General features: G+C 70.7%; 14 protein-coding genes. 6 read left to right on the top strand and 8 right to left on the bottom strand.

Translation table 11 applies throughout. The features are described 5' to 3' along the window. Nucleotides 1-50: 50 nt before the first annotated feature. The gene (locus IPJ78_15640) at nucleotides 51-1,169 is read right to left on the bottom strand and encodes a hypothetical protein (GenBank protein ID MBK7907976.1); all 1,119 of its coding nucleotides are present in this window, start codon (nucleotides 1,167-1,169) and stop codon (nucleotides 51-53) included. A 114-nt stretch (nucleotides 1,170-1,283) separates the two neighbouring features. On the opposite strand from IPJ78_15640, the gene IPJ78_15645 reads away from it, so the two are divergent. Then, nucleotides 1,284-3,146 (top strand): erythromycin esterase family protein, encoded by a 1,863-nt coding sequence (locus IPJ78_15645; protein ID MBK7907977.1) that lies wholly within the window; start codon nucleotides 1,284-1,286, stop codon nucleotides 3,144-3,146. Here the strand turns inward: IPJ78_15645 and IPJ78_15650 are convergent. Beyond that, on the bottom strand, nucleotides 3,138-5,723 hold the full coding sequence (locus IPJ78_15650) for a DUF2911 domain-containing protein (protein ID MBK7907978.1): 2,586 nt from the start codon (nucleotides 5,721-5,723) through the stop codon (nucleotides 3,138-3,140). The genes IPJ78_15645 and IPJ78_15650 overlap by 9 nt on opposite strands. A 105-nt stretch (nucleotides 5,724-5,828) precedes the next feature. Beyond that, nucleotides 5,829-7,334: a hypothetical protein gene (locus tag IPJ78_15655; GenBank protein ID MBK7907979.1), complete on the bottom strand. Its 1,506-nt coding sequence runs from the start codon at nucleotides 7,332-7,334 to the stop codon at nucleotides 5,829-5,831. Nucleotides 7,335-7,420: 86 nt separating this feature from the next. On the opposite strand from IPJ78_15655, the gene IPJ78_15660 reads away from it, so the two are divergent. Together IPJ78_15660 and IPJ78_15665 are read left to right on the top strand one after the other, a co-directional pair. Then, on the top strand, nucleotides 7,421-7,951 hold the full coding sequence (locus IPJ78_15660; protein MBK7907980.1) for a sigma-70 family RNA polymerase sigma factor: 531 nt from the start codon (nucleotides 7,421-7,423) through the stop codon (nucleotides 7,949-7,951). After that, nucleotides 7,948-8,259 carry a hypothetical protein gene (locus tag IPJ78_15665; protein ID MBK7907981.1) on the top strand — a complete coding sequence of 104 codons (312 nt, stop codon included), beginning with the start codon at nucleotides 7,948-7,950 and terminating at the stop codon, nucleotides 8,257-8,259. The genes IPJ78_15660 and IPJ78_15665 overlap by 4 nt, the downstream gene beginning before the upstream one ends. Here IPJ78_15665 and IPJ78_15670 read toward each other — a convergent pair. From IPJ78_15670 to IPJ78_15680, 3 genes are all read right to left on the bottom strand, one after another. Further along, nucleotides 8,177-8,578, bottom strand: a complete 402-nt coding sequence (locus tag IPJ78_15670; protein MBK7907982.1) for a hypothetical protein — start codon at nucleotides 8,576-8,578, stop codon at nucleotides 8,177-8,179. The two genes, IPJ78_15665 and IPJ78_15670, sit on opposite strands and share 83 nt — an antisense overlap. Nucleotides 8,579-8,764: 186 nt before the next feature. Next, nucleotides 8,765-10,231 carry an MBL fold metallo-hydrolase gene (locus tag IPJ78_15675; protein ID MBK7907983.1) on the bottom strand — a complete coding sequence of 489 codons (1,467 nt, stop codon included), beginning with the start codon at nucleotides 10,229-10,231 and terminating at the stop codon, nucleotides 8,765-8,767. A 113-nt stretch (nucleotides 10,232-10,344) separates the two neighbouring features. Beyond that, nucleotides 10,345-12,783, bottom strand: coding sequence for an ABC transporter permease (locus tag IPJ78_15680; GenBank protein MBK7907984.1), 2,439 nt, complete (start codon nucleotides 12,781-12,783; stop codon nucleotides 10,345-10,347). Nucleotides 12,784-12,950: 167 nt separating this feature from the next. Here IPJ78_15680 and IPJ78_15685 point away from each other — a divergent pair, with 167 nt between their 5' ends. Beyond that, nucleotides 12,951-13,997 (top strand): hypothetical protein, encoded by a 1,047-nt coding sequence (locus IPJ78_15685; protein ID MBK7907985.1) that lies wholly within the window; start codon nucleotides 12,951-12,953, stop codon nucleotides 13,995-13,997. A gap of 20 nt (nucleotides 13,998-14,017) precedes the next feature. Next, the gene (locus IPJ78_15690; GenBank protein ID MBK7907986.1) at nucleotides 14,018-14,332 is read left to right on the top strand and encodes a hypothetical protein; all 315 of its coding nucleotides are present in this window, start codon (nucleotides 14,018-14,020) and stop codon (nucleotides 14,330-14,332) included. A 37-nt stretch (nucleotides 14,333-14,369) separates the two neighbouring features. On the opposite strand, the gene IPJ78_15695 is transcribed toward IPJ78_15690, so the two are convergent. Beyond that, nucleotides 14,370-15,155: a response regulator transcription factor gene (locus IPJ78_15695; GenBank protein MBK7907987.1), complete on the bottom strand. Its 786-nt coding sequence runs from the start codon at nucleotides 15,153-15,155 to the stop codon at nucleotides 14,370-14,372. Next, complete coding sequence (locus IPJ78_15700; protein MBK7907988.1) at nucleotides 15,148-16,290, bottom strand: histidine kinase; 1,143 nt, start codon at nucleotides 16,288-16,290, stop codon at nucleotides 15,148-15,150. Before IPJ78_15700 ends, IPJ78_15695 begins: the two co-directional genes overlap by 8 nt. A gap of 258 nt (nucleotides 16,291-16,548) precedes the next feature. Here IPJ78_15700 and IPJ78_15705 point away from each other — a divergent pair, with 258 nt between their 5' ends. Then, nucleotides 16,549-19,596, top strand: a complete 3,048-nt coding sequence (locus tag IPJ78_15705) for a SusC/RagA family TonB-linked outer membrane protein (protein ID MBK7907989.1) — start codon at nucleotides 16,549-16,551, stop codon at nucleotides 19,594-19,596. Nucleotide 19,597: the final 1 nt, after the last annotated feature.

The following is a 19,597-nucleotide window of genomic DNA, read 5'->3' on the forward strand; positions in this document are numbered from 1 at the left end:
GAAGCGCGGGCGCCACCTCGACTTCGATCGGATGCACACGCCCGCTCGGGCTACGGCACCCGCCCCACCCAGAGCAGGTCATCCTCGTCCGCGCGCGCGAGATAGATCGCCTCGGCGCCGAAGCCCGCGAGCAAGGTGCGCTGGGGCAACTGCACCCGGTCCACCCGGATCCCGCGCCGGTCGAACACGTCGTACACCTCGGGTGCGCCTCGCGCCGTGTGTCGTCGCACCCAGACGCGGTCCTGCCGGTCGATGATGATGCCCTCCGGCGCGAACGCCGGCTTGGCCGCGGCGAACCGTGCCTCGGGCACGGAGAGCTGCCCAGTGATCGGCGTCCCGTCGGGGCGATTGATGCGCACGTTCCCCGGCAGCGTGGCCCCGCGTCGGTCGGCGGCGACCGCCTCCCGGTCGGCCGCGGTGATCGGCAGCGCCTCGAAGGCGTACACCGGCCCCTGCACGACGCGCCCGTTCCGTTCCCGCCACTCCACGCGGTACGGCTCGGCGCGCACGATCGCCACGGCGCCGTCGCGCGCGACCGCGAAGCCGTCGGCGGGGGAGAAGGCGACGCGCAGGATCATGCGGAATCCCTGGGACTCGTCGACGGCCGTGAACGGATTGCGGAGCTTCACGAGGGAGTCGAGGCGCTCGCCCCTGCGGCGCGTGACCCAGCTCTCCGTTGCTTCCCCGTCGCGCGCGACGCGCCCCAACGCCTCGCGGGCGTACTCGGCGCCATCGCCGTCGAGCACGTGCGGGTCGGCGGAGTTCGAGCTGAAGCTCATGCCGCCCCCGACCGATTCGAACGGGACCGTCCCGAGCGGCGCGCCGGCGCGGGAGAAGCGCAGGTAGCGGCGCTGGATCTGGTCGAGCAAGCGGATCTCGCCGTCGCGCATCGCATACAGACCGCCCGGCTGTCCGTACTCGAGGGGGCCGCGTCCCTTGCTCGCGGCGGGCTTGTTGGTGCCGCGCGCGAGGTCCACGAGGTGCACCGCGAGTTCGCGGCCGTCGCTGACGAGGAGGCGGCCGTCGGGCAGCTCGAAGAGCCCGGTGATGCGGGAGAAGGCGTCGGGGGCTTCCCGCGTCGCGGCGGGGAGTTGTCGGGGGGCGGGCTCCTGGGCGACGAGGAACCCGGGGACGACCCCGAGGAGAAGTGCGCGGATGGGACGTGGCATGGTGACGAATAGGGCACTCGCGGCGCCCGGCGGGATTCCTTCGCGGGACGGAGCGTACGGCCGTAGGGGCGAGTCGAGTTGCGGTGCGGGTGTGTCGCGCGGAGCATTCTTCACATGCCGATGCGTCGACTCCTGCTCGCCAGCTGTGTCGTGAATCTCGCCCTGGCCGGCGCCGCGCAGGCACAGCGCCCACTCAACCTCGACTTCGAGATCCCGAGTGCGAGTCTCGAGGACGAGGCGTGGGGCTGGTCGCGAGGCTGGTCGGCCTTCGCGGCAGGGCCGACCGCGCGCTTCTCGCTCGACACGGCGACCAGTGCGCGGGGCAGGCGAAGCCTGCGCATCGTCGCGGCGGACACCGCCGAGGATGCCCCGGCGCGTGGCCTCATGTTGCAACTGCCGGGCGCCTTCACGCGCGGCAAGCGGGTCACGCTCACGGGGGCGATCCGAGGCCGTTCGGTGCGCGGTCGCGCGTTCGTGACACTCGAGGCGTGGGGCGACCGCGTCGTTCCGGCGGCCGACACCGGCCGCCTGACGAGTGCCACCCCTGATGGTCCGTGGCAGCGATTCGCGCTCGCGATCGATGTCCCGCGGGACCCGAGCATCCACTCGCTCGTGATCATGCCAGCCGTCCAAGGAAGCGGCACCGCCTGGTTCGATGACCTCGCGCTCACGGTCGACGGCGTCGTGGTCGACCACCTCGACACGGGCATACCACCAACGGCCGACCAGTCGCGATGGCTCGCCGCGCGCAGCGTCCCGCTCGTCCGCACCGGTCCCGAGGAGGCCGCGACCGAGGCCGCCGATCTCGCCCTGCTCGACCGCATCATCGGCGACGCGCGGGTCGTCGGACTCGGCGAGTCGACGCATGGCACGAGCGAGTTCTTCACCGTGAAGCACCGGGTCATCCAGCACCTGGTGCGCCGGCGGGGCTTCACCGTCTTCGCGCTCGAGGCCGATCAGCGTGCCGTCGCGCGGATCGACGCCTGGGTCAATGGTGGTCCCGGCTCGGCGCGGGACGCCCTGCGCTCGGTCTTCGCCGTCTGGAACACCGAGGAGATGCTGGCGCTCCTCGAGTGGATGCGAACGCATAACGCCACGGCGCTGCACAAGGTACGGGTCGTCGGCTACGACATGCAGGATCACCGGGAGCCGATGGACTCGCTGCTCGGCTTCCTCGCCACCGCCGACCCGGCCCACGGTGCTACGGTGGCCGCGCGCACCGCGGAGTACCGCGCGGCCGCGTCCTTCGCGACGCCGAACGTGCCCGACACGACCCGGGCGCGCTGGCACGCCACGGCCGACTCGATCGTCGGCGAGGTGCGCGCGCGTCGCGTCGCGTGGCTGGCGCGTGCGCGCACCGCGCGTGACTCCGCGCGCACCGAGGCGGCGGTGCACGATGCCGACCTGTTCCGGCAGGCCGCCCTCCTGAACGTCACGCTCGCGTCGCCCCTCCGCGACTCCCTCATGGCGGCCAACCTCGCCTGGGTCGTGCGCGGGCCGCATCGCGGCGCGCGCACCATCGTCTGGGCGCACGACCTCCACGTCAGTCGGGGCGGGGATCCGCGACGCAGCATGAACGCGGGGGCGCAGATGGGCGCCTATCTGGCGCATTCGTACGGGCTGGACTATCGCGCCTTCAGTCTGCTCACGCGCGAGGGCGAATACACGGCGACGCGCAGCCTCTCGGATCATGCGCTCATCGCGGCCCGCGGGTATCCCGCACCGTCCGGCAGCGTCGAGGCGATGCTCGGTGCCTTGCCACGTCCGGACGGGCGCCCTGGCCTCATCGTCGACGTGCGGGTGCGCGAGGATGACCCGGAGGGAGCCTGGCTCTGGGCGCCGCACATTGTGCGGAGCATCGGTTACGCCGCGTACGACTTCGGATTCGAGATGGCGATCGTGGTCCCGCTCGAGTTCGATGGCATCATCTTCGTCGACCGGAGCACGTCGTCGCGGCCGTTGCGACGGTCACCGTGATGGAGGCGTGGCAGCCGCGGTGAGCCCCACGGCGTAGCCGGCATCACCCCAGGCGATGATCAGCTGGCCGTCCCGGACCGAGATGCTGAGCCGCTCCACTTCGCGCTCGAGCCCGTGCCGCACCATCGCGATGCGGGTGAGGTCGCGCGCCGGAGCGTACTGGGTCCCGAAGACATCGACGAGGCGGCTCACGATCAACTGCGCTCCCTCCTCGGTCGGCAGCATCCAGAGCGTGTAGCGACCGGCCGGAACGACGCTCGCGCCGAGGCGGAGGTCGGCCGAGGTCTCGAAGTGCGTGGCCATGTCCGTGCCGAGCCTCCAGACGGTCCCCCACGGCACGACGCCGCCCCAGATGCGGCGCCCCCGCGTGGACGGGCTACCGTGGATGATGCGGATCGCGGCCCCGTTCGCCTGCGCGAGGATCGTGTCGCGAGGCGAGAGTGCACCGAAGGTGGTGCCGTTGCGACCGTCCTCGCGCCAACGCTGCGCGATGGCCGTGGCATCGATGTCGGCTGCGCGCTCGACGCGGACCTGGTAGGTCGTGCCACGCCAGTCCGAGCGGATGAGGCGGCCGAGCGCGTCGAGCTTGACGCCGAAACGCCCCTGCCCGAAGTAGTCGATCTCCACGGAGTCCGCCGACGCGAACAGGATGCGCGTCCGACTCGGCGCCTGCTGGAACGCCGCCGGACTCAGGCGCACCAAGCTCCGCGCTGAATCGCTGGTGGCGCGACGCGCCTCGGCGACCGCGAGTTCGAGCACCTGGAATGACGATCCCAGCGGGATGGTCCCGAACGGGAACCCGCCATGCGGCGCGGCGATGCGGTGCGTGACGGCGGCGCCGCGGGCGACCGCGTGGCGGACGATACTGTCGGCCGTGAACTCCATCACCGATGCGAAGGGATCGGGCGCGCCGGACGGCGCGTTCACGTCCGCCTGCTCATAGCGGCGCAGTGCGCTGTCGTCGCCGAGGAGGATCCGATATCGCAACTCGCGCACCGCGGGGGCGCGCGTGATGAGCACGCCGGTGATCTCGTTGCCGACGCGTCGCGCCTCCTCGACCTGCACGGTGTCCCGCCCCAGGGTGACCACCCAGCCGTGGCGCACCGTCGCGGTGTCGCCGGACTGGTGCACGCGGCGCAGCAGCCCGATGACCTTCTCCGCGCGCACGCGGGCGCCGTCGCCCGCCGCCCAGCGCGCGTCGTGGGTGGGCGCGATGCCGGCGACCTCGCTCGTGCCGTCCGGCCGGAGGCGCACGCAGTCGGGCGCGCGGACGCGCAGTCCGACCGCGGGGAGGTCGAGGTACTCAGCTCCCGAGGTGAAGCCGCAGCCCGAGCCGTAGGTGCGTGCGCCGACCACCCAGGCCTCGGCGCCGTCGACGAGCTCCGCGACGAATTGCTCGGTCGCGGAGGCCGAGGCGCCGTCGGTCACCAGCACGAGCGGACCCGTCCAGCCGCCGTTCACCGACCCGGAATGCGCGAGCGAGTTGATCTCGTGCGTGAGCGCCCCCGGTGGAGCGAATCCCGGGGCGAGCATCGGCACCGGGCCGGCGGTCCAGAGGCCGGTGATCAGCCCGTCGCAGACGAGCGACCCGACGCCGAGCTGCCAGACCCGCGACCGATCGCACGGCGTTCGCGCCAACTCGATCGCTGCGGCGAGGCGATCGCGCGAGACGGCGAGCGTGTCGCGCCACCGGCCGGGCACGGCCAGCGGCAGGGCGCTGTCGACACGGGCGAGTGAGCGCTCGAGCCGAGCGCGGTGGCGGTCGTTGCGGATGAAGGCGACCCGCTGCGCGGGCAGCGGGCGCGGAGTGATGGCCCGTGCGGCCTTGCTCGCCCACTCGGTGCCGCCGCCGTTGCCCGTGACGTCGATGATCAAGGCGGACGGTCGTTCGCGCGCGAGCGTCCGCACGGCTTCAGCGAGGGCCGCGGCGAGCGTGTCGCCGATCGCGCGGCGGAGCGCGCTCGCGCAGGCGTCGTCGCACTGCGCTCCCGTGAAGCGGGCATGCACCTCCGGCCACGCGGACTCGCATGCCCATCCATGCGGTTCGTGACCGAAGGAGTGGATGCGTAGCACCGCGATCCGGTCGCCCTCGCGTTCGATGACGCCCGCCGTGAAGGGGAGTCGAGGCAGCGAGATCGCGCGCCAGTCATTCAGCCGTGCGAACGCGGTGCGCGACCGTTCCGCGCGATATCCGAACGCACGGCAAAGGGAGAGCGCCGGCGCATCGCGCGGCGGCCACTCGACGCCGGAACCGTCAGCCGGACCCCTCCGAATGGCGCGCGCCGAGAAGTGCCCGTCTTGGAACGCAGTCACGAACGCCACGAGCGCGGCGCGCGCTTCGCGCGTGCTCGTCGCCTTCCGGAGGAGCGTGTCGGTGCGCGCGTGCAGCGCGACGGGGTCCACGCCGTGCCGCACCTTCCAGTCGAAGTTGGCGTACTTCGTGGCTGTGTACTCCTCGAGTCGCGCCAGATCGCGGAGCCACTCGTCCCGTTCCCCCGGTAGCCCATGCGTGGACCGCTGGGCGGAGGCGACGCAGGCGAGCAGCGCGAACATCGTCGCGAGGGCGCGAATCGTCATCTCGGCATCCTAGGAGAGCGCCGCCGCGCGGTGCCACTCCCGCGGGATGAATCGTTCCGCCGCGAGGATGGACCGTCGGGGTGAGCCAACCGCACTGTCGGACGATCATGGGCGACGCAGCTCCGTGAGCCACGCACCGGACGTCGAGATGCTCCGATCCGGCACGACGCCCGTCGTATTGTGCCCACCCGCTGGCAGTCGCCCAGACGTCGCGATGAGTGGCATCGACAGCGTCTGTCCCATCGCCGGGCACGCGACCCGTGCAAGGATCGTCGACTGGTAGTCGATGCTCCCGCCGGTCGGCGCACCGACGATCGGCGCGCGTCCCATGCGCCGGGCCCAGAGCACGACCTGCTCGGCCGCCGAGACCGTCGCGCCGTCCGTGAGGACGAACACGTGCTGGTCCTCACGCGGGCGCCTCCGCGGCCGCGGCGGAAGTCGCTCGCGCGCGGTCGGGTCGAACGGGATGAGCTCCCCCGGATGGGCGCGCAGTCGATCGACGAGCCCTTTCGGCGTCCAGCCCATGCGCTCCCACGCGGCGATCATCGTGGGCGAACTGCGCACGAGCGCTTCTGCCGGCCTCGTCGCGTCGGCCTGGTCGGTCGGGAGACGGTCGCTCCAGAGGAAAGGGAGCAACGGCGCCACCTGTCCCGAGCTCCCACCCTCGTTGCCGCGCAGGTCGACCACGAGGCGCTGTCGGGTGCGAAGACGATCCCATGCGGCATCGATGGCCGCGGCGAGTACGCCGCCGTAGGCCGGATCGAACGTCACGACGGAGATCACCGCCGTGGAGTCGTCCGGGAAATCGATCACTGGCCGCCGTGGGTCGAGCGTGTCGATGAACGCGAGCGCCTCGGAGGGATCGACGCGGCCCCAGAGCATCGGTGCCATCCGGAGGAGCGCGCCGCGCGAGAGCTCCACCGGCGACGTCCGCGGCAGGAACGTGTCGTCCCACACCGTGGCGACCCACTTGCCGTCGTCGTCGCGGACGAACTCGGCGCGTACCTGTCCTGGCACCCAGGGCCCGCTGTCGACCGCGACCACCACGCCCGTCGCACGATCGCGCGCATCGCCCTTTGCGATCACGGCGATGCGGTACCCCGGCCCGCGCCAGATGCCTTCGACGGGCGCGAGGACGATGCCGCGCGCGCGTCGGGCGATCAGTGAATCGCGCACGGCGCGCTCGTTCCACGGGTCGCTCGCCGAGATCGGGTGCCGCGGTCGGGCATCGCGCCGAGCCGTCAGTCCCGCGGAGTCGGCCGCGGGCCGATCGAGGATCAGGAGGTGTCCGTCATGGAAGAAGCGGACGAGTCGTCGCAGGAGCGCCGAACAGGTGCCGGCGTGAGCACCGGCGGCCAACGGTCGCAGTGAATCGACGTGCGCGCGCCACGCGATGGCGCGGTCGCCGCGGACCTCGAGCGGGAAGGCGACATAGTCCGCTTCGATCCGTTCGACGGTCCCCAAGAGGATGGCGGCACAGTCACAGGGTGGGGCAGGGCGGGAGGTCTGCGCGAGGAGGGGCACCGCGACGACGGCGGCGAGGAGTCCGGAGGCGATCGCGGCGGCGACTGCGCGTCGGCGAATGGTCGAACGAGAGCATGAGATGGGCATGCTGACTTCACACCCGTCGCCCCTCGTCCGCTTACCGGCGTGTCCGCGTAAGCGTCTCCGGCCCCGCCGGTGTGATAGGATTCATGATGCCCTCCGTCGCCCCCTCGAACGACGCCGAGTCGTTCGAACGCCTCTACCGCGCCCACCGGGAGCAGGTCTTCGCGACCTGTTTCCGGCTCTGCGGCGACCGCGTGAAGGCAGGCGAATGGATGCAGGACGTGTTCGTGCGGATCTGGGAACAATGGGGGGCGCTTGACGACCCGCAGGATGCGGGCGGCTGGGTGCACCGGGTGACGCTCCACACGGTCTTCAACGTGAAGCGCTCGGACCGGCGCCGGTTGGCGCGCGTCGCGCTCGCGGACGATCTCGCCTCGGCGCTCCCTGAACCGTCGTCGGGGGGCGTCTCACCGTTCGCGACGCCGGCACCGATGCGTCGCATCGCGCTCGACCGGGCGATGGAGACGCTGACGGGGCGCGCGCGCGAGGTCTTCGTGCTGCACGACGTCGAGGGGCACTCGACGGACGATGTCGCCCATCTGCTCGGCATGGCACAGAGCACGGTCCGCGTGCAGCTGGCGCGCGCTCGCGCGCGGCTGCGGGAGGCGCTCTCGGCATGAGTCACGATCACGACGCCCTCGAGGACCGCGAGTTGCGGGAGGCCGCGGCGCTCGAGCGGCGACGGACCTACGGGGCGCCCGAGCTCTGGCCGCAGATCGCGGCGCGCACCGTCCATCGGGAGGCGGTGCGTCGGGAGGTGCTGCGGTCATTGCGCCGGCCGCTCATGCTCTGGCTGCTCGTCGCATTCGGGCTCGGCGTCGTCGCCACGGAGGCGGTGCGGGCGCTCACTGCGCGCACAGCGTCGGCGTCGGCGGTGATCCCGCGCGGGGATCTCCGTTCGCTGGAGGAGCTCCGGCGGGTTCGGTGACCCGGATCATCTCTGACGTCGGATTCTGCCGCCAGGTCGCGCCGCCGTCCGTGGAGTGCGCGAAGAGCCACAGCATCCCGCTGTCGGTCGGCGTGAGCGTCACGCGCCAGAACTGCGGGTTCCGCAGGACGAGTGCCCCGCTCGCGTCGAAGTCGCCGTCGTAGATGTCCACGGCACCGGAGCCGGCGTCGAGGAGGCTCATCCGGTAGCGCTGCGCCGTCGAGTCGAATCCGACGGTCACGCGGAACGGGACTCGGAAGGTCTCCTCGAGCTCGAGGTACTTGCCGCCGAGGATCGGCCGCCAGCGCCAGATGGACATGGCGGTATCCCCGGGGGTGCCGGAGGAGACGCGATAGCTCCCTTCGAAGACGCGGAGTCGTTCTCGTGCTGCTGCCGGGCTACGCGGAACACCGGCCCCTTGGGCGGCAACCACCGGCACGAGTGCGAATGACAAGACGACCAGGGAGAACCCGAGAGTGCGCATCGACGTGGCTCCGAGAGAGGATCAGGGCAGGAGACGGCGCGTCGCGACGTATCGCGTTGACTCGACCCACGTCCGGCCTCCATCGATCGAATCCTTCACCTCGAGATGGAAGAGTCCTCCCGCCGCCGGCGCGAATCGGAGTCGCGTATGGACGCGAGCGCCGTTCGCGTTCTTGTAGAACGTGTTCGTGCGGACGTTGTCGACCGTCAACGCCCCGTCCTCGCCGAACCCACCTTCGAAGATGTCGAGCAGCCCGGAGACATCATCAAGTGCCGAGACCCGGTAGCGCTGTTGCGCCACATCGTAGGCGAGCGTGAGCACGAATCGATACCCCGGTGCGGTCATTCGCCCCTCGAGCGCCGCGCCCCCGAGGACCGGTCCGAACTCCGATTCGATGTCGATCGCGCGCGCCGTCGACGGCGCGCCCGAGTCCGCCGGGAACTGGGTGCCGCTCCACCGCCCGAGGAGGAAGCGCAGAGGGCGCACCCCGGCGCGGACACGCTCGTGGATGGGCGGCACTCGGATGGGGACCGAGTCCGCGCGGAGCTCGGCGACGATCCCCATGGCGTTCATCTGGGCGATGGCGGCCGGACCCATCCCATACGCATACCGCATCCTGATGTGCCCCGCGTACGTCCGAGTGAGCCGACGCATCGCTTCGTCCGACAAGCCGCCGCTCGGCGTGCGTGACGCCGAGTCCGCGAGCTCCGCGGCAGCCGACAGTCGCAAGAACCGCAGCTGTTCGAGATTCTCCTCGACGACGGTCCGGAGCGGCATCGGCGCGAAGTGTCCGGAGTAGGCGAGCTGCACGTTCGGGAAGTCGGTGCGTAGCGCACCGAGCGCGAGCATGGCGAGGCGCGAGTGCTGCTCGCCGATGTAGTATGCCCCGCCGGCCACGGTGAGGTCGCCCGTGAAGAGGGCATTGAGCTCGTGCAGGTGGATCACGCTGTTGTTCTCCGCCTCCGCGGGCCCGTAGTCGCGGATCGTGAACGTGAGCCCCGCGAGCGAGAGCGTGGTGCCGGACGGCACGATCCGGTCGGGGTGGTGCAGCGTCCGTTCGTACTCGGCGCCGAGTGCGGTGAGCCATCCACCCGGACCGAGCGCCCCGTCGTGTACCCCCCGCATCGCGTCGCGGGTCTGCTGGGTCGCGATGATGACTGCGTCAGGGTAGGCCGCCTTGAGCTGGGCGATCCCGCCGAAATGGTCCGCATGCGGATGCGTGATGAAGACCGCCGTGAGCGGCTTGCCCGTCGAGCGCATCGCCGCGATCAGCTTCTCGACGTCGCTCCGCAGGCACATCGCGTCGATGAGGACCAGTCCATCCTTCGACTCCACCCACCAGGCGTTCGTGTAGTACGAACGCGCATCGCCTGTGGCGACGTGGATCCATGCCGGCGGTGCCGCCGCCGGCTGCGCGGCGAGCGGCCGCGTGGCGAGCAGCAGGAGGGACGACGTGAGCAGTATGCGGCGGGCGATGGGGGGGCGCATCAGGTGGACTCCGGTCGGAGGACGGCGGACCTTACGACATCCAGAGGCAGCGGAGGGCGGCGAGGTGCTGACTCGCCGCTCCGGTGGGACGGCATCCCCGGGCGTGAGGCCCACTACTCGCGGCGAAGCGCGATCGCCGGGTCGATCGCCGAGGCCCGCCGTGCCGGGAGGACCGTCGCGACGAGGGCGACGGTGAGCAGGAGCACGGCGACGGACGCGCACGTCATCGCCAGATTCCCCCCGGCGCCGAGGAGCAGGTGCCGGAGGAGCGACGCCCCAACGGTCGCCGCGAGGATGCCCGCGATCGTGCCGATTGCGACGAGCGTGACGCCCTCGCGCACCAGGGAGCCCACGACCTGCCTCGGTGAGGCGCCGATGGCCATCCGGATCCCGATCTCGCGCGTCCGCTGCGACACGGCGTGGGCCATCACGCCGTACAGCCCGATGGCCGCGAGCAGGAGGCCGATGCCACCGAACGCACCGAAGGCCATCGCCGACATCCGGGCGGGCAGCAGCACGTAGCCGAGATGCTCATCCATGCTGTGAGGCCCCGCGAGCGGCAGGTTCGGGTCGAGCGCGGCGACCTCGCGGCGGATCAGTCCCCTCACCTCGTCCGGCAGGCCACGCGTGCGGACGACGAGGTTCATCGCGGCGCGCCACTGCTGCGCCTGGGGTAGCCAAAGGTAGGCGGTCGGATCCTCACCGAGGCTGCGGTACTTCCCCGTGGGGACGATCCCGATGATGGTGCGCTCGCGGTCGTCGAATCGGACCACCTTGCCCAGCCCGTCCTCTCCGGGCCAGAACCGATCCACGAAGCGTTGGTTCACGATGATCACCGCGGCCGCCGACGAATCGTCGCGGGCACCGAAGTCTCGCCCTCGCACGGGCGTGCCCATCGTCTCGAAGTAGCCGGGAGTGGTCCCGGAGAAGAAGATCGACATCGATTCCTCCGGTCTCCGCGCGCGACCCGGGATCTCCACGTCGTCCTCGCTGCTTCCGATGCCGAGCGGCGGATCGGCGACGAAGGCAGCCGACACGACCATCGGGGAGGCCTGCAGGCGCCCCAGCAGAGCGCCCTGGAACTGCTCGGTCGCCGCACGCGAGTAGCCCTGGAGCGAGGGGTCGACACCCGCGAGCAGCAGACCGTCACTGACGAAGCCCTTCTCGACCGCGGTCGCGCGCTCGAGGTTCGCGAGGAAGAGTCCGGCGCCGGTGAGGAGGATCATCGAGAGGGCTGCTTGCAGGACGACGAGGGCGCGTCGCGCCCGCGAGCGGACGCCTCCCGCTGCCGCCTCCCCCTTGAGCGCCGAGACGACGGAAGGACGCGTGGACTGAAGGGCGGGCCAGAGGCCGAAGATCAGCGCGGTGACCACGGTGATCAGCGCGGTGATGGCGAGGACCGGCGCGCTCAACCGGAGGTCGGGCCGGACGGCCACGCTGATGGGCAGCGAGATCCGGTTGACGAGTCCGATCGCCATCGAAGCCAGGAACAGGCCCGCGCCCGCCGCCGCGGCCGCATAGACGAGGCTCTCGACGAGCAGCTGTCGAACGAGCGCCCCTCTGCCCGCGCCGAGCGCGAGGCGTGTGGCCATCTCGCATGCCCGGTCGTTCGCGCGCGCAAGGAAGAGACTCGCGACATTGCTGCACGCGAGGAGCAGGAGCAGGCCGACGACGACGGCGATGACGCCGAAGATGCCGATCTGCGCGGTACGGATGCCCGGCGTGATGCCCGCCGCCTCCGCCGCGATCGCCTGGATCCCGCGATCGCGATACTCGTCGGGACGCTCCGCGAGTTGCTCGGCCGCGAGTGCGTCGAGGCGGGCGACGGCCTGCGCGAGGGAGGCGCCGGGCCGTCGACGCGCCACCACGTCGAGGAAGTTCACCTCCCACTCCGTGGGCGATCCGGCGAGGGTCGGCCAGACGTACGGCAGCTGCGTGAGCGGGATCCAGAAGGCAGGTTCGAGGATCGGCAGGAGCCCCCGGAACCCCGGAGGCGCGATGCCGACGATCGTCACGCGCTGGCCATTGACCGGCACCGCCCGGCCGATGACCGAGGGATCGGCGCCGAACGCCTCGCGCCAGAACCCGTCGCTCAGGACGATCACCGGGTGCGCCCGCCACCCCTCGTCCTCGTCCGGAAGGAAGTAGCGCCCCTGCGCGGGCGGTACGCCGAGCAGCGAGAAATAGTTCGCCGAGACGACCTGCCCCAGCACCGTGCGCGGAGCATCCCTGGTCGTGATGCTCATCGTGCGCCAGGCCGTGGCGGCGACGTCGACGAAGACGTCCCCTGTGCGCTCCCGCACGGCGAGGTAGTGCCGCACGGAGTTGGAGCCCCAATCCTGTCCGGGGGCCGACCGATAGATCCGCACGAGGTCGTTCGCGTCGCCGATCCCCGGAGGCGGGCGCAAGAGCGTCGCCTCGAGCGCGGAGTAGACGGTGGTGTTCAGTCCGATCGCCAGCCCGAGCGTGAGCACGACGATGACGGTGAACGCGGGCTGCTTCACGAAGAGGCGACCGGCGACCCTCAGGTCGCGGGCGAGGAGGAAGGCCATGGAACTGTGACGGGTGTAAGGGACGAGCGACTGCGGCGTCGGGCGATGCTCCCATCGATACGCCGTGTGGTGACCGCGGTGACGGTCCTCGTCCCATCGAGCCGGGGATTCATCCCCTCGCGTCCCGCGGGGTGAAGCCGCGCGCCGCGCGCGGCGTACGAAGCGGCATGACCAGACTCCCTCATCCCGCCCTAGCGAGTGCCGTCCTCCTCGCGCTCTTCCTTCCGTTCACGCTCGAGGCGCAGCAGGACTCCCTGGCCGAGTTGCGCGGCGCGGCGACCATGATCGACGCGACCATGCGGACGCACCTGTTCGATCCGCGCGTGCTCGCCACGCCCGAGGCCGTGCGGCTGTCGGCGCGGGTGGACTCCCTGGCGCGTGCCGCGACGTCGCGCCGCGAGTTCGTGTCGGGATTCAACCGGCTCTGGAGCGGCGGACCCTTCTCGCACGTCCGCCTGCAGCGCGCCCCGATGCCGGCGCGGATGATGCTGGACATCATCGACACCATGCGGGTGGGTGATGGCGCGACCTCCCTTCGTTGGGACGGGACGATCGCGATCATGACCGTGAACACGATGATGGGCGCCGACACCCGGGAGCGGATCAGCGTGCTCTATCGTGAGATCGTGGAGCGCAACGCGACCGGGCTCGTCATCGACCTCCGGCAGAATGAAGGCGGGGCCTTCGCCGTGGTGCCGCTGGTCGGCCACCTCATCGACCGGCCCGTCGAGGGGGGGACCTTCCTCGGCCGGCGGTGGTTCGCGGCCAATGATCGTGTGCCGACAGCCGCGGAGATCGCGGCGCTCACGCCGTGGACCGGATGGTCGGTGAAGCGATTCTGGGGGGATGTGGAGGCGTCCGGGATCCTCCGGATCCGGTTCGAACCGATGGCGCCGCACTACGCCGGGCCGGTCGTCGTCCTCACGAGCGGCAAGACGGCGAGTGCTGCGGAGATGGCGACGGATGCGATGCTGCAGGGCGGACGCGCCGTCACGATGGGTGAGCGCACCGCCGGCCAGATGCTCTCGCAGCGGATGTTCGATCTCGTGCCGGGGATCCACCTGCTCGTGCCGATCGCGGACTACCACTCGGCGCGGATGGGGCGGATCGAGGGTGCCGGGATCGCACCGAATGTCGTCATGCCCGCGGCGGGTGCGCTCGACTCGGCCGTGCAGCGACTCCGTGGCGGGAGCGCGCGGACCGGCGCGCCGTGATCGATCTTGACGGCAGGCGCATGCACGTCGCCAGGACGGCCGAGCACGGGGTCGTCGACGCCGAGACGCTCCTCATGTTCCGGCAACGCGGTGTCCGCGTGTGGGCCACGTACGCGGGCGGGCGGATCACCCGCGGTCGGCTCGTCGGGAGGTGGATCGGGGACGTGCTCGTCTTCCGGTACGTGCAGGTCGAGTGCGACGCCGGCGTGCACGCGGGGCAGTCGATCGCGACGGCAGCCCTCGGGCCGACCGGGAGGATCCGCGTCTTCGAGCGCTTCGAGTGGGCGACGCGCGCTGGGTCCGGCACGAACGTGTTCGAGGAACTGCCGGGCTGAACGCGACGCGCCAACGCGCCGTCGCGGACGGCCGCGCTCAGCCTCCCATCGCCGCGCGCACGTCCGCCACGTACTTCTCGCTCACCGCGACCTTCGCCCCGGAGTGCAATCGCAACGCATACGTGCCGTCGCCCGTGACGGTGAGCGACTTGCACTCCGCGCGACGCACGATGGCGCTGCGGTGGACGCGGAGGAAGACGGCGGGGTCGAGGCGCTGTTCGAGCGCGGAGAGCGTCACGCGGTGCAGGACCATGCGATCGGCGAGGTGGAGCTCGACGTAGTTCCCGGCGGCCGCGATCCACCGGACGTCCGCCACCGCGACCGAATCGACGCGCCCCACCGAGCGGACGCTGAGCCGCGTGAGGTAGGTCGGACGCACCTGCGACGGGTCGGTGTCGACGTCGGCGAGGTACCCGCGGAGCGCGTTCCCGTAGGCCGCGCGCTCACGCAGCTGCAACAGCTGCTCGGCGCGCTCGATGGCCTGGCCGAACCGCGCGTCGTCGAAGGGCTTCAGCAGGTAGTCGAGCGCGTGCAGTTCGAACGCCGCGATGGCGAACGACTCGTACGCGGTGACGAAGATGACGACCGGCGGCACCGGACGCGACGCCACCGCACGCGCGAGGACGAGGCCGTTCTCCCGCGGCATCTGGATGTCGAGGAACAGCACGTCGACCGCCGCGGAGGCGAGCACCGCGGTGGCGGCGGCGACGCTCTCGCACTCGCCGACGACATGCCAGTGCGCGAAGCCCCGCAGCGCGTGCCGGAGATTCTCGCGGGAAAGCGGTTCGTCATCGACGATGAGCGCCCGCACGCGGTCAGTCATTCGCCGCCCTCGGGATGGTGATGGTGACCTCGAAGCGTCCGTCGACCGACTTGGCCTCGAACCGTGCCCGCCCGCGATACGCGAGCGCGAGCCGGTCGCGGGTCGCGCGAAGCCCCAGTCCGAGTCCGGGATTGGGCGGCGCGTCCGGATGGGTCGAGTTGCTCACGTGAACGACGATCATCGGACCGTCCGACGCGAAGGTCAGGCGGATGTCGCTCGGCCCCTCGTGCCGCTCGAGGTCGTGTCGGATGGCGTTCTCGACGAGCGGCTGCAGGAGCAGGGGCGGGCAGTCGGCGCCGGTGACGGCGTCGTCGTCGCCGGTGATGGCGAGCCGCAGCCGATCGCCGTATCGCAGCTGCTGCAGCGCGAGGTACTCCCGCACGAAGCGCAGTTCGTCGGCGACGGTGACCCACTCGGCGTTGCTCGCCGTGAGTGCATAGCGCAGGAGGCCGCTCAGCTGTCCCAGCGCCGTCACCGCGAGCGTGCGGCTCTCGCCGCGCACGAGGCTGCTGATGGCATTGAGGGCGTTGAAGACGAAGTGCGGCTCGAGCTGCGCGCGCAGGGCGCGCAGGCGCTGCTGTTCGAGGTCGAGCTTGAGTGCGAGCAGCTCCGCGTCCGTGCGCTGCTGACGGAAGCGTGCCGCGAGGCTCTCCCGGACCGCCACCAGGGCGTAGACCGCGGTGAAGGTCGCCACGAGCAGCGAGAAGTCGATGAACCAGAGGAGCGCGGGCCAACGCATCGCGGCGTCGATGAGGCGCGTCCCGTCATCCGGGAGACTGATGAGGATCTGGTACGCCGTCTCGGGGATGAGGAAGAGCCCGACCGACTGCAGGAAGCGGCGGGCCATGTGTCGCGGGTCCGTGAGCCGCTGGGGCTCCCGGTCGAGGACGAGGTAGAGGACCGTCGTCAGGACGACCCACGGGAGATAGGCGAGCGCCATGCTCCCGAGGAGCTCGCCGAACATGGGCGGGCGGCCGCGGCGGACCGAGTCGGTGTAGCCCGCCACGGAGTGCAGCACGAAGACGAGCGTCCACACCGCGACGCTCCCGACGACCGCGCGCGCTATGTCGCGCAGGCGTGCGCCGGCCTCGGGACGTGCGGCAGTGGCGTCAGGGGGAACGGAAGGGCGTGGCATCTCCACGGAGAACAGTACGGGAATCCGTCTCGCCCGACCACGGCCGTTCGTCACCGGCGTGCGGGGATTCGTCCCGAACGCGAGTCCGTCGAGGGAATACGCGTGCGAGAACGCGTGCGAGCGCCGTGTTGTGAACCACCGATGCGACGCCGCGAACGCGCTTGTCGCCGCGCCGCACCATCGCGACCATGCGAGCCATGAGCGGCGAGTGCCGCGGCAATCCTTCCATCGGAGGTCAAGTTGGGACGAATCAGACGGATGTTCCTGGTCCTGGTGGGCGCGCTCGCGCTCCACGGCGGGACCGCGCGCGCGCAGGCCGGCGCGTCGCGCGAGGTGAGCGGGACCGTGACCCAGACCGGCGGGGCGCCGGTGGTCGATGCGACGGTGACGGTGCTCGGGCAGGCGATCGGGGCCCGCACGAACGAACGCGGCGAGTACCGGCTCCGCGTGCCGCAGGGCGAGGTGACCCTGCTCGCCCGCGCGATCGGGTTCAAGCGCGCGACGCTCAAGCTCGCGGCCGACGCCGCGACCCTCGCGTTCGTCCTCGAGCGCGACGTCTTGCAGCTGGAAGGAGTGACGGTCACGGGACAGGCGACGACGATCGATCGGCGCAACGCGACGACCGCGGTCGCCGCGGTGAACGCGGAGGAGCTCAATCGCACCCCCGCGCGCTCGATCGAGAACCAGCTCTCGGGCAAGGTCCTGGGCGCGCGTATCTTCGAGAACAACGGCGCACCCGGTGGCGGTGCGCAGGTGCAGATCCGTGGCGCGACCTCGGTGCTCGGTCAGGGGGACCCGCTCTACGTCATCGATGGCGTGATCGTGTCCAACACCACCATCAGCAACGGCCTCAACTCCATCTCCCGAGCCAGCGGGACCACGATCTCGAGCACGCAGGACAACGCGGTCAACCGCCTCGCCGACATCAACCCCTCCGACATCGAGTCGGTCGAGGTCCTGAAGTCGGCCGCGGCGTCGGCCATCTACGGGTCGCGGGCGACCAACGGCGTGGTGGTGATCACGACCAAGCGGGGGCGCGCCGGTGCGCCCAGCTGGAACCTCACGCAGCGGGTGGGCACCGCGGCGCTCTCGCGGAAGATCGGCTTCCGGCACTGGTCCGACATCGATGAGCTCGTGCCCGCCGCCGACCCGACCCTCTGGGTGGGCAACGCGGCGGCGGTCACCGTCGCGCAGCAGGTCTGCGCGCCGAGCTGCACCAACTACGACTACGAACAGCAGCTCTTCGGACGGACCGACCCGACCTTCGAGACCATCCTCTCCACGCGCGGAGGCGCCGGCAGCACGAAGTACTTCGCGTCGGTGAGCGACAAGCAGGAGGCGGGCATCATGCTCCGCACGGGGGCGCGGCGCACGGCCGGGCGCATCAACATCGACCAGACGGTCGGCGAGCGCCTCACCATCTCCGCCGGGCTCGGCGTGACCCGCAACTTCAACCAGCGCGGCATCACGAACAACAACAACGCGGGCATCTCGCCGACCTACGACCTCGGCTACATCCCGCACGTGCTCGACATGCGCCGGCGTCCGGATGGCTCGTGGCCGGTGAACCCGTTCTATGCCGGTGGGACCTCGGTCTCCAACCCGTTCGCGAACGCGGAGCACATCACCAACAACGAGGAAGTGTGGCGGCAGACCGGGAACGTCCGGTTCGCGTACCAGGCGTTCTCGAGCGCGCAGCACAACGTGAACATCTCGTACCAGGCCGGACTCGACCGCTTCCACCAGGACGGGCTCGCGTTCTCGCCGCCGTACCTGCAGTTCGAGCCGAACGACAACTTCGCGGGCACCTCGGCCGTCGCGACGTCGCAGGTGTTCCAGATGAACCAGGGGCTCAACGTCGTGCACACGTGGACGCCGGCACTCCCCTGGGTGAACAGCCTCACGACGTCGATCGGCGGCACCTCCGAGCAGCAGTCGCAGCGCACCTACCGGACGCTCGGCCGTGGTCTGCTGCCGACCGTCGAACTCTCGTCCGGCGCTGCCGTGACGTCCGTCGAGGATGGACGGACGGCGTTCCGCGACCAGTCGATCTACCTGAACGAGCAGGCGCTCTTCTTCGGTGAGGCGCTCTCGGTCGCGGTGGGCTTCCGCGCCGATCGTTCGTCGGCCAACGGGGACCAGGAACAGTTCTACTTCTTCCCCAAGTACTCGGCGGCGTACCGCTTCGACCGGCCGAGCTGGGCATCCTCGTACACGGACGAGATCAAGCTGCGCGCCTCGTGGGGACAGTCCGGCAACCGGCCCCGGTGGGCCGATCGCGACGTGCTCTTCGCCAACGGCGGCATCATCGACGGCCGCGGCTCGTTGGTCTCCGCGGCGACGCTCGGCAACCCGGCGATCACGCCGGAGACGATGAGCGAGACCGACCTCGGTCTCGACGCCACGTTCCTCGGCCAGCGGCTGACGGTCGAGGTGACGCGCTACTCGCGCATCATCTCCGACCTGTTGCTGAGCATGCCGTTGCCGCCCTCCTCCGGGCTGACCCAGCAGATCGTGAACGGCGGGCAGCTGTCAGTGAAGGGATGGGAGCTCGGACTGGGCGGCATCCCGGTCCAACGGGGGCGGTTCACCTGGACGTCACGCATCAATATGACGAACAACCGGCAGGTGGTCGACAATCTCCTCGTCGACGGCCAGACGGTCCCCGACTTCGCCGTGCCGGGTTCGTTCGGCTCCACGTTCGGCCGCAACCGCATCGCGGCGGGACTGCGCTCGACGCTCGTCTGGGCCAACGCCCCGCTGCGTCCGAGCACCACCACCCCGGGCGCGTTTGTGACCGCGGACACTATCGTCGGCGACGCGAACCCCTATCACCAGACCCAGTTCTCGAACGACTTCGCGTTCGGCCCTTGGTCGGTGTCGACGCTGCTCGATTGGCGAAACGGCGGAATGGTGTCGAACATGACGCTCTACGCGTGGGACGAGGGCGGCAACTCGCGCGACTTCGAGCAGGTGACGGCCAATGGCGAGCTGCTCGGCAATGTGCGCTACGGGGCCTTCTCGGCCGGCGACAGCCGTCCGTACATCCAGTCCGGCACCTTCCTCAAGCTGCGCGAGGTGACCGTGTCGTACCAGGCGCCGGCGACCTTCGTGAGCAAGTGGCTCAAGGGCGCGAAGGACCTGCGCCTGTCGCTCAGCGGACGCAACCTCTGGGTCAAGTCCGATTATTGGTCGTACGATCCCGAGTTCAACAACTTCGGCAACTCGGCCTTCAACCGGTTCATCGACCTCGCGCCGTACCCGACGAGCCGCCAGTTCTATCTCTCTGTCGACGTGGGGTACTGAG

Source organism: Gemmatimonadota bacterium (assembly GCA_016714015.1).
GTDB lineage: Bacteria > Gemmatimonadota > Gemmatimonadetes > Gemmatimonadales > Gemmatimonadaceae > Pseudogemmatithrix.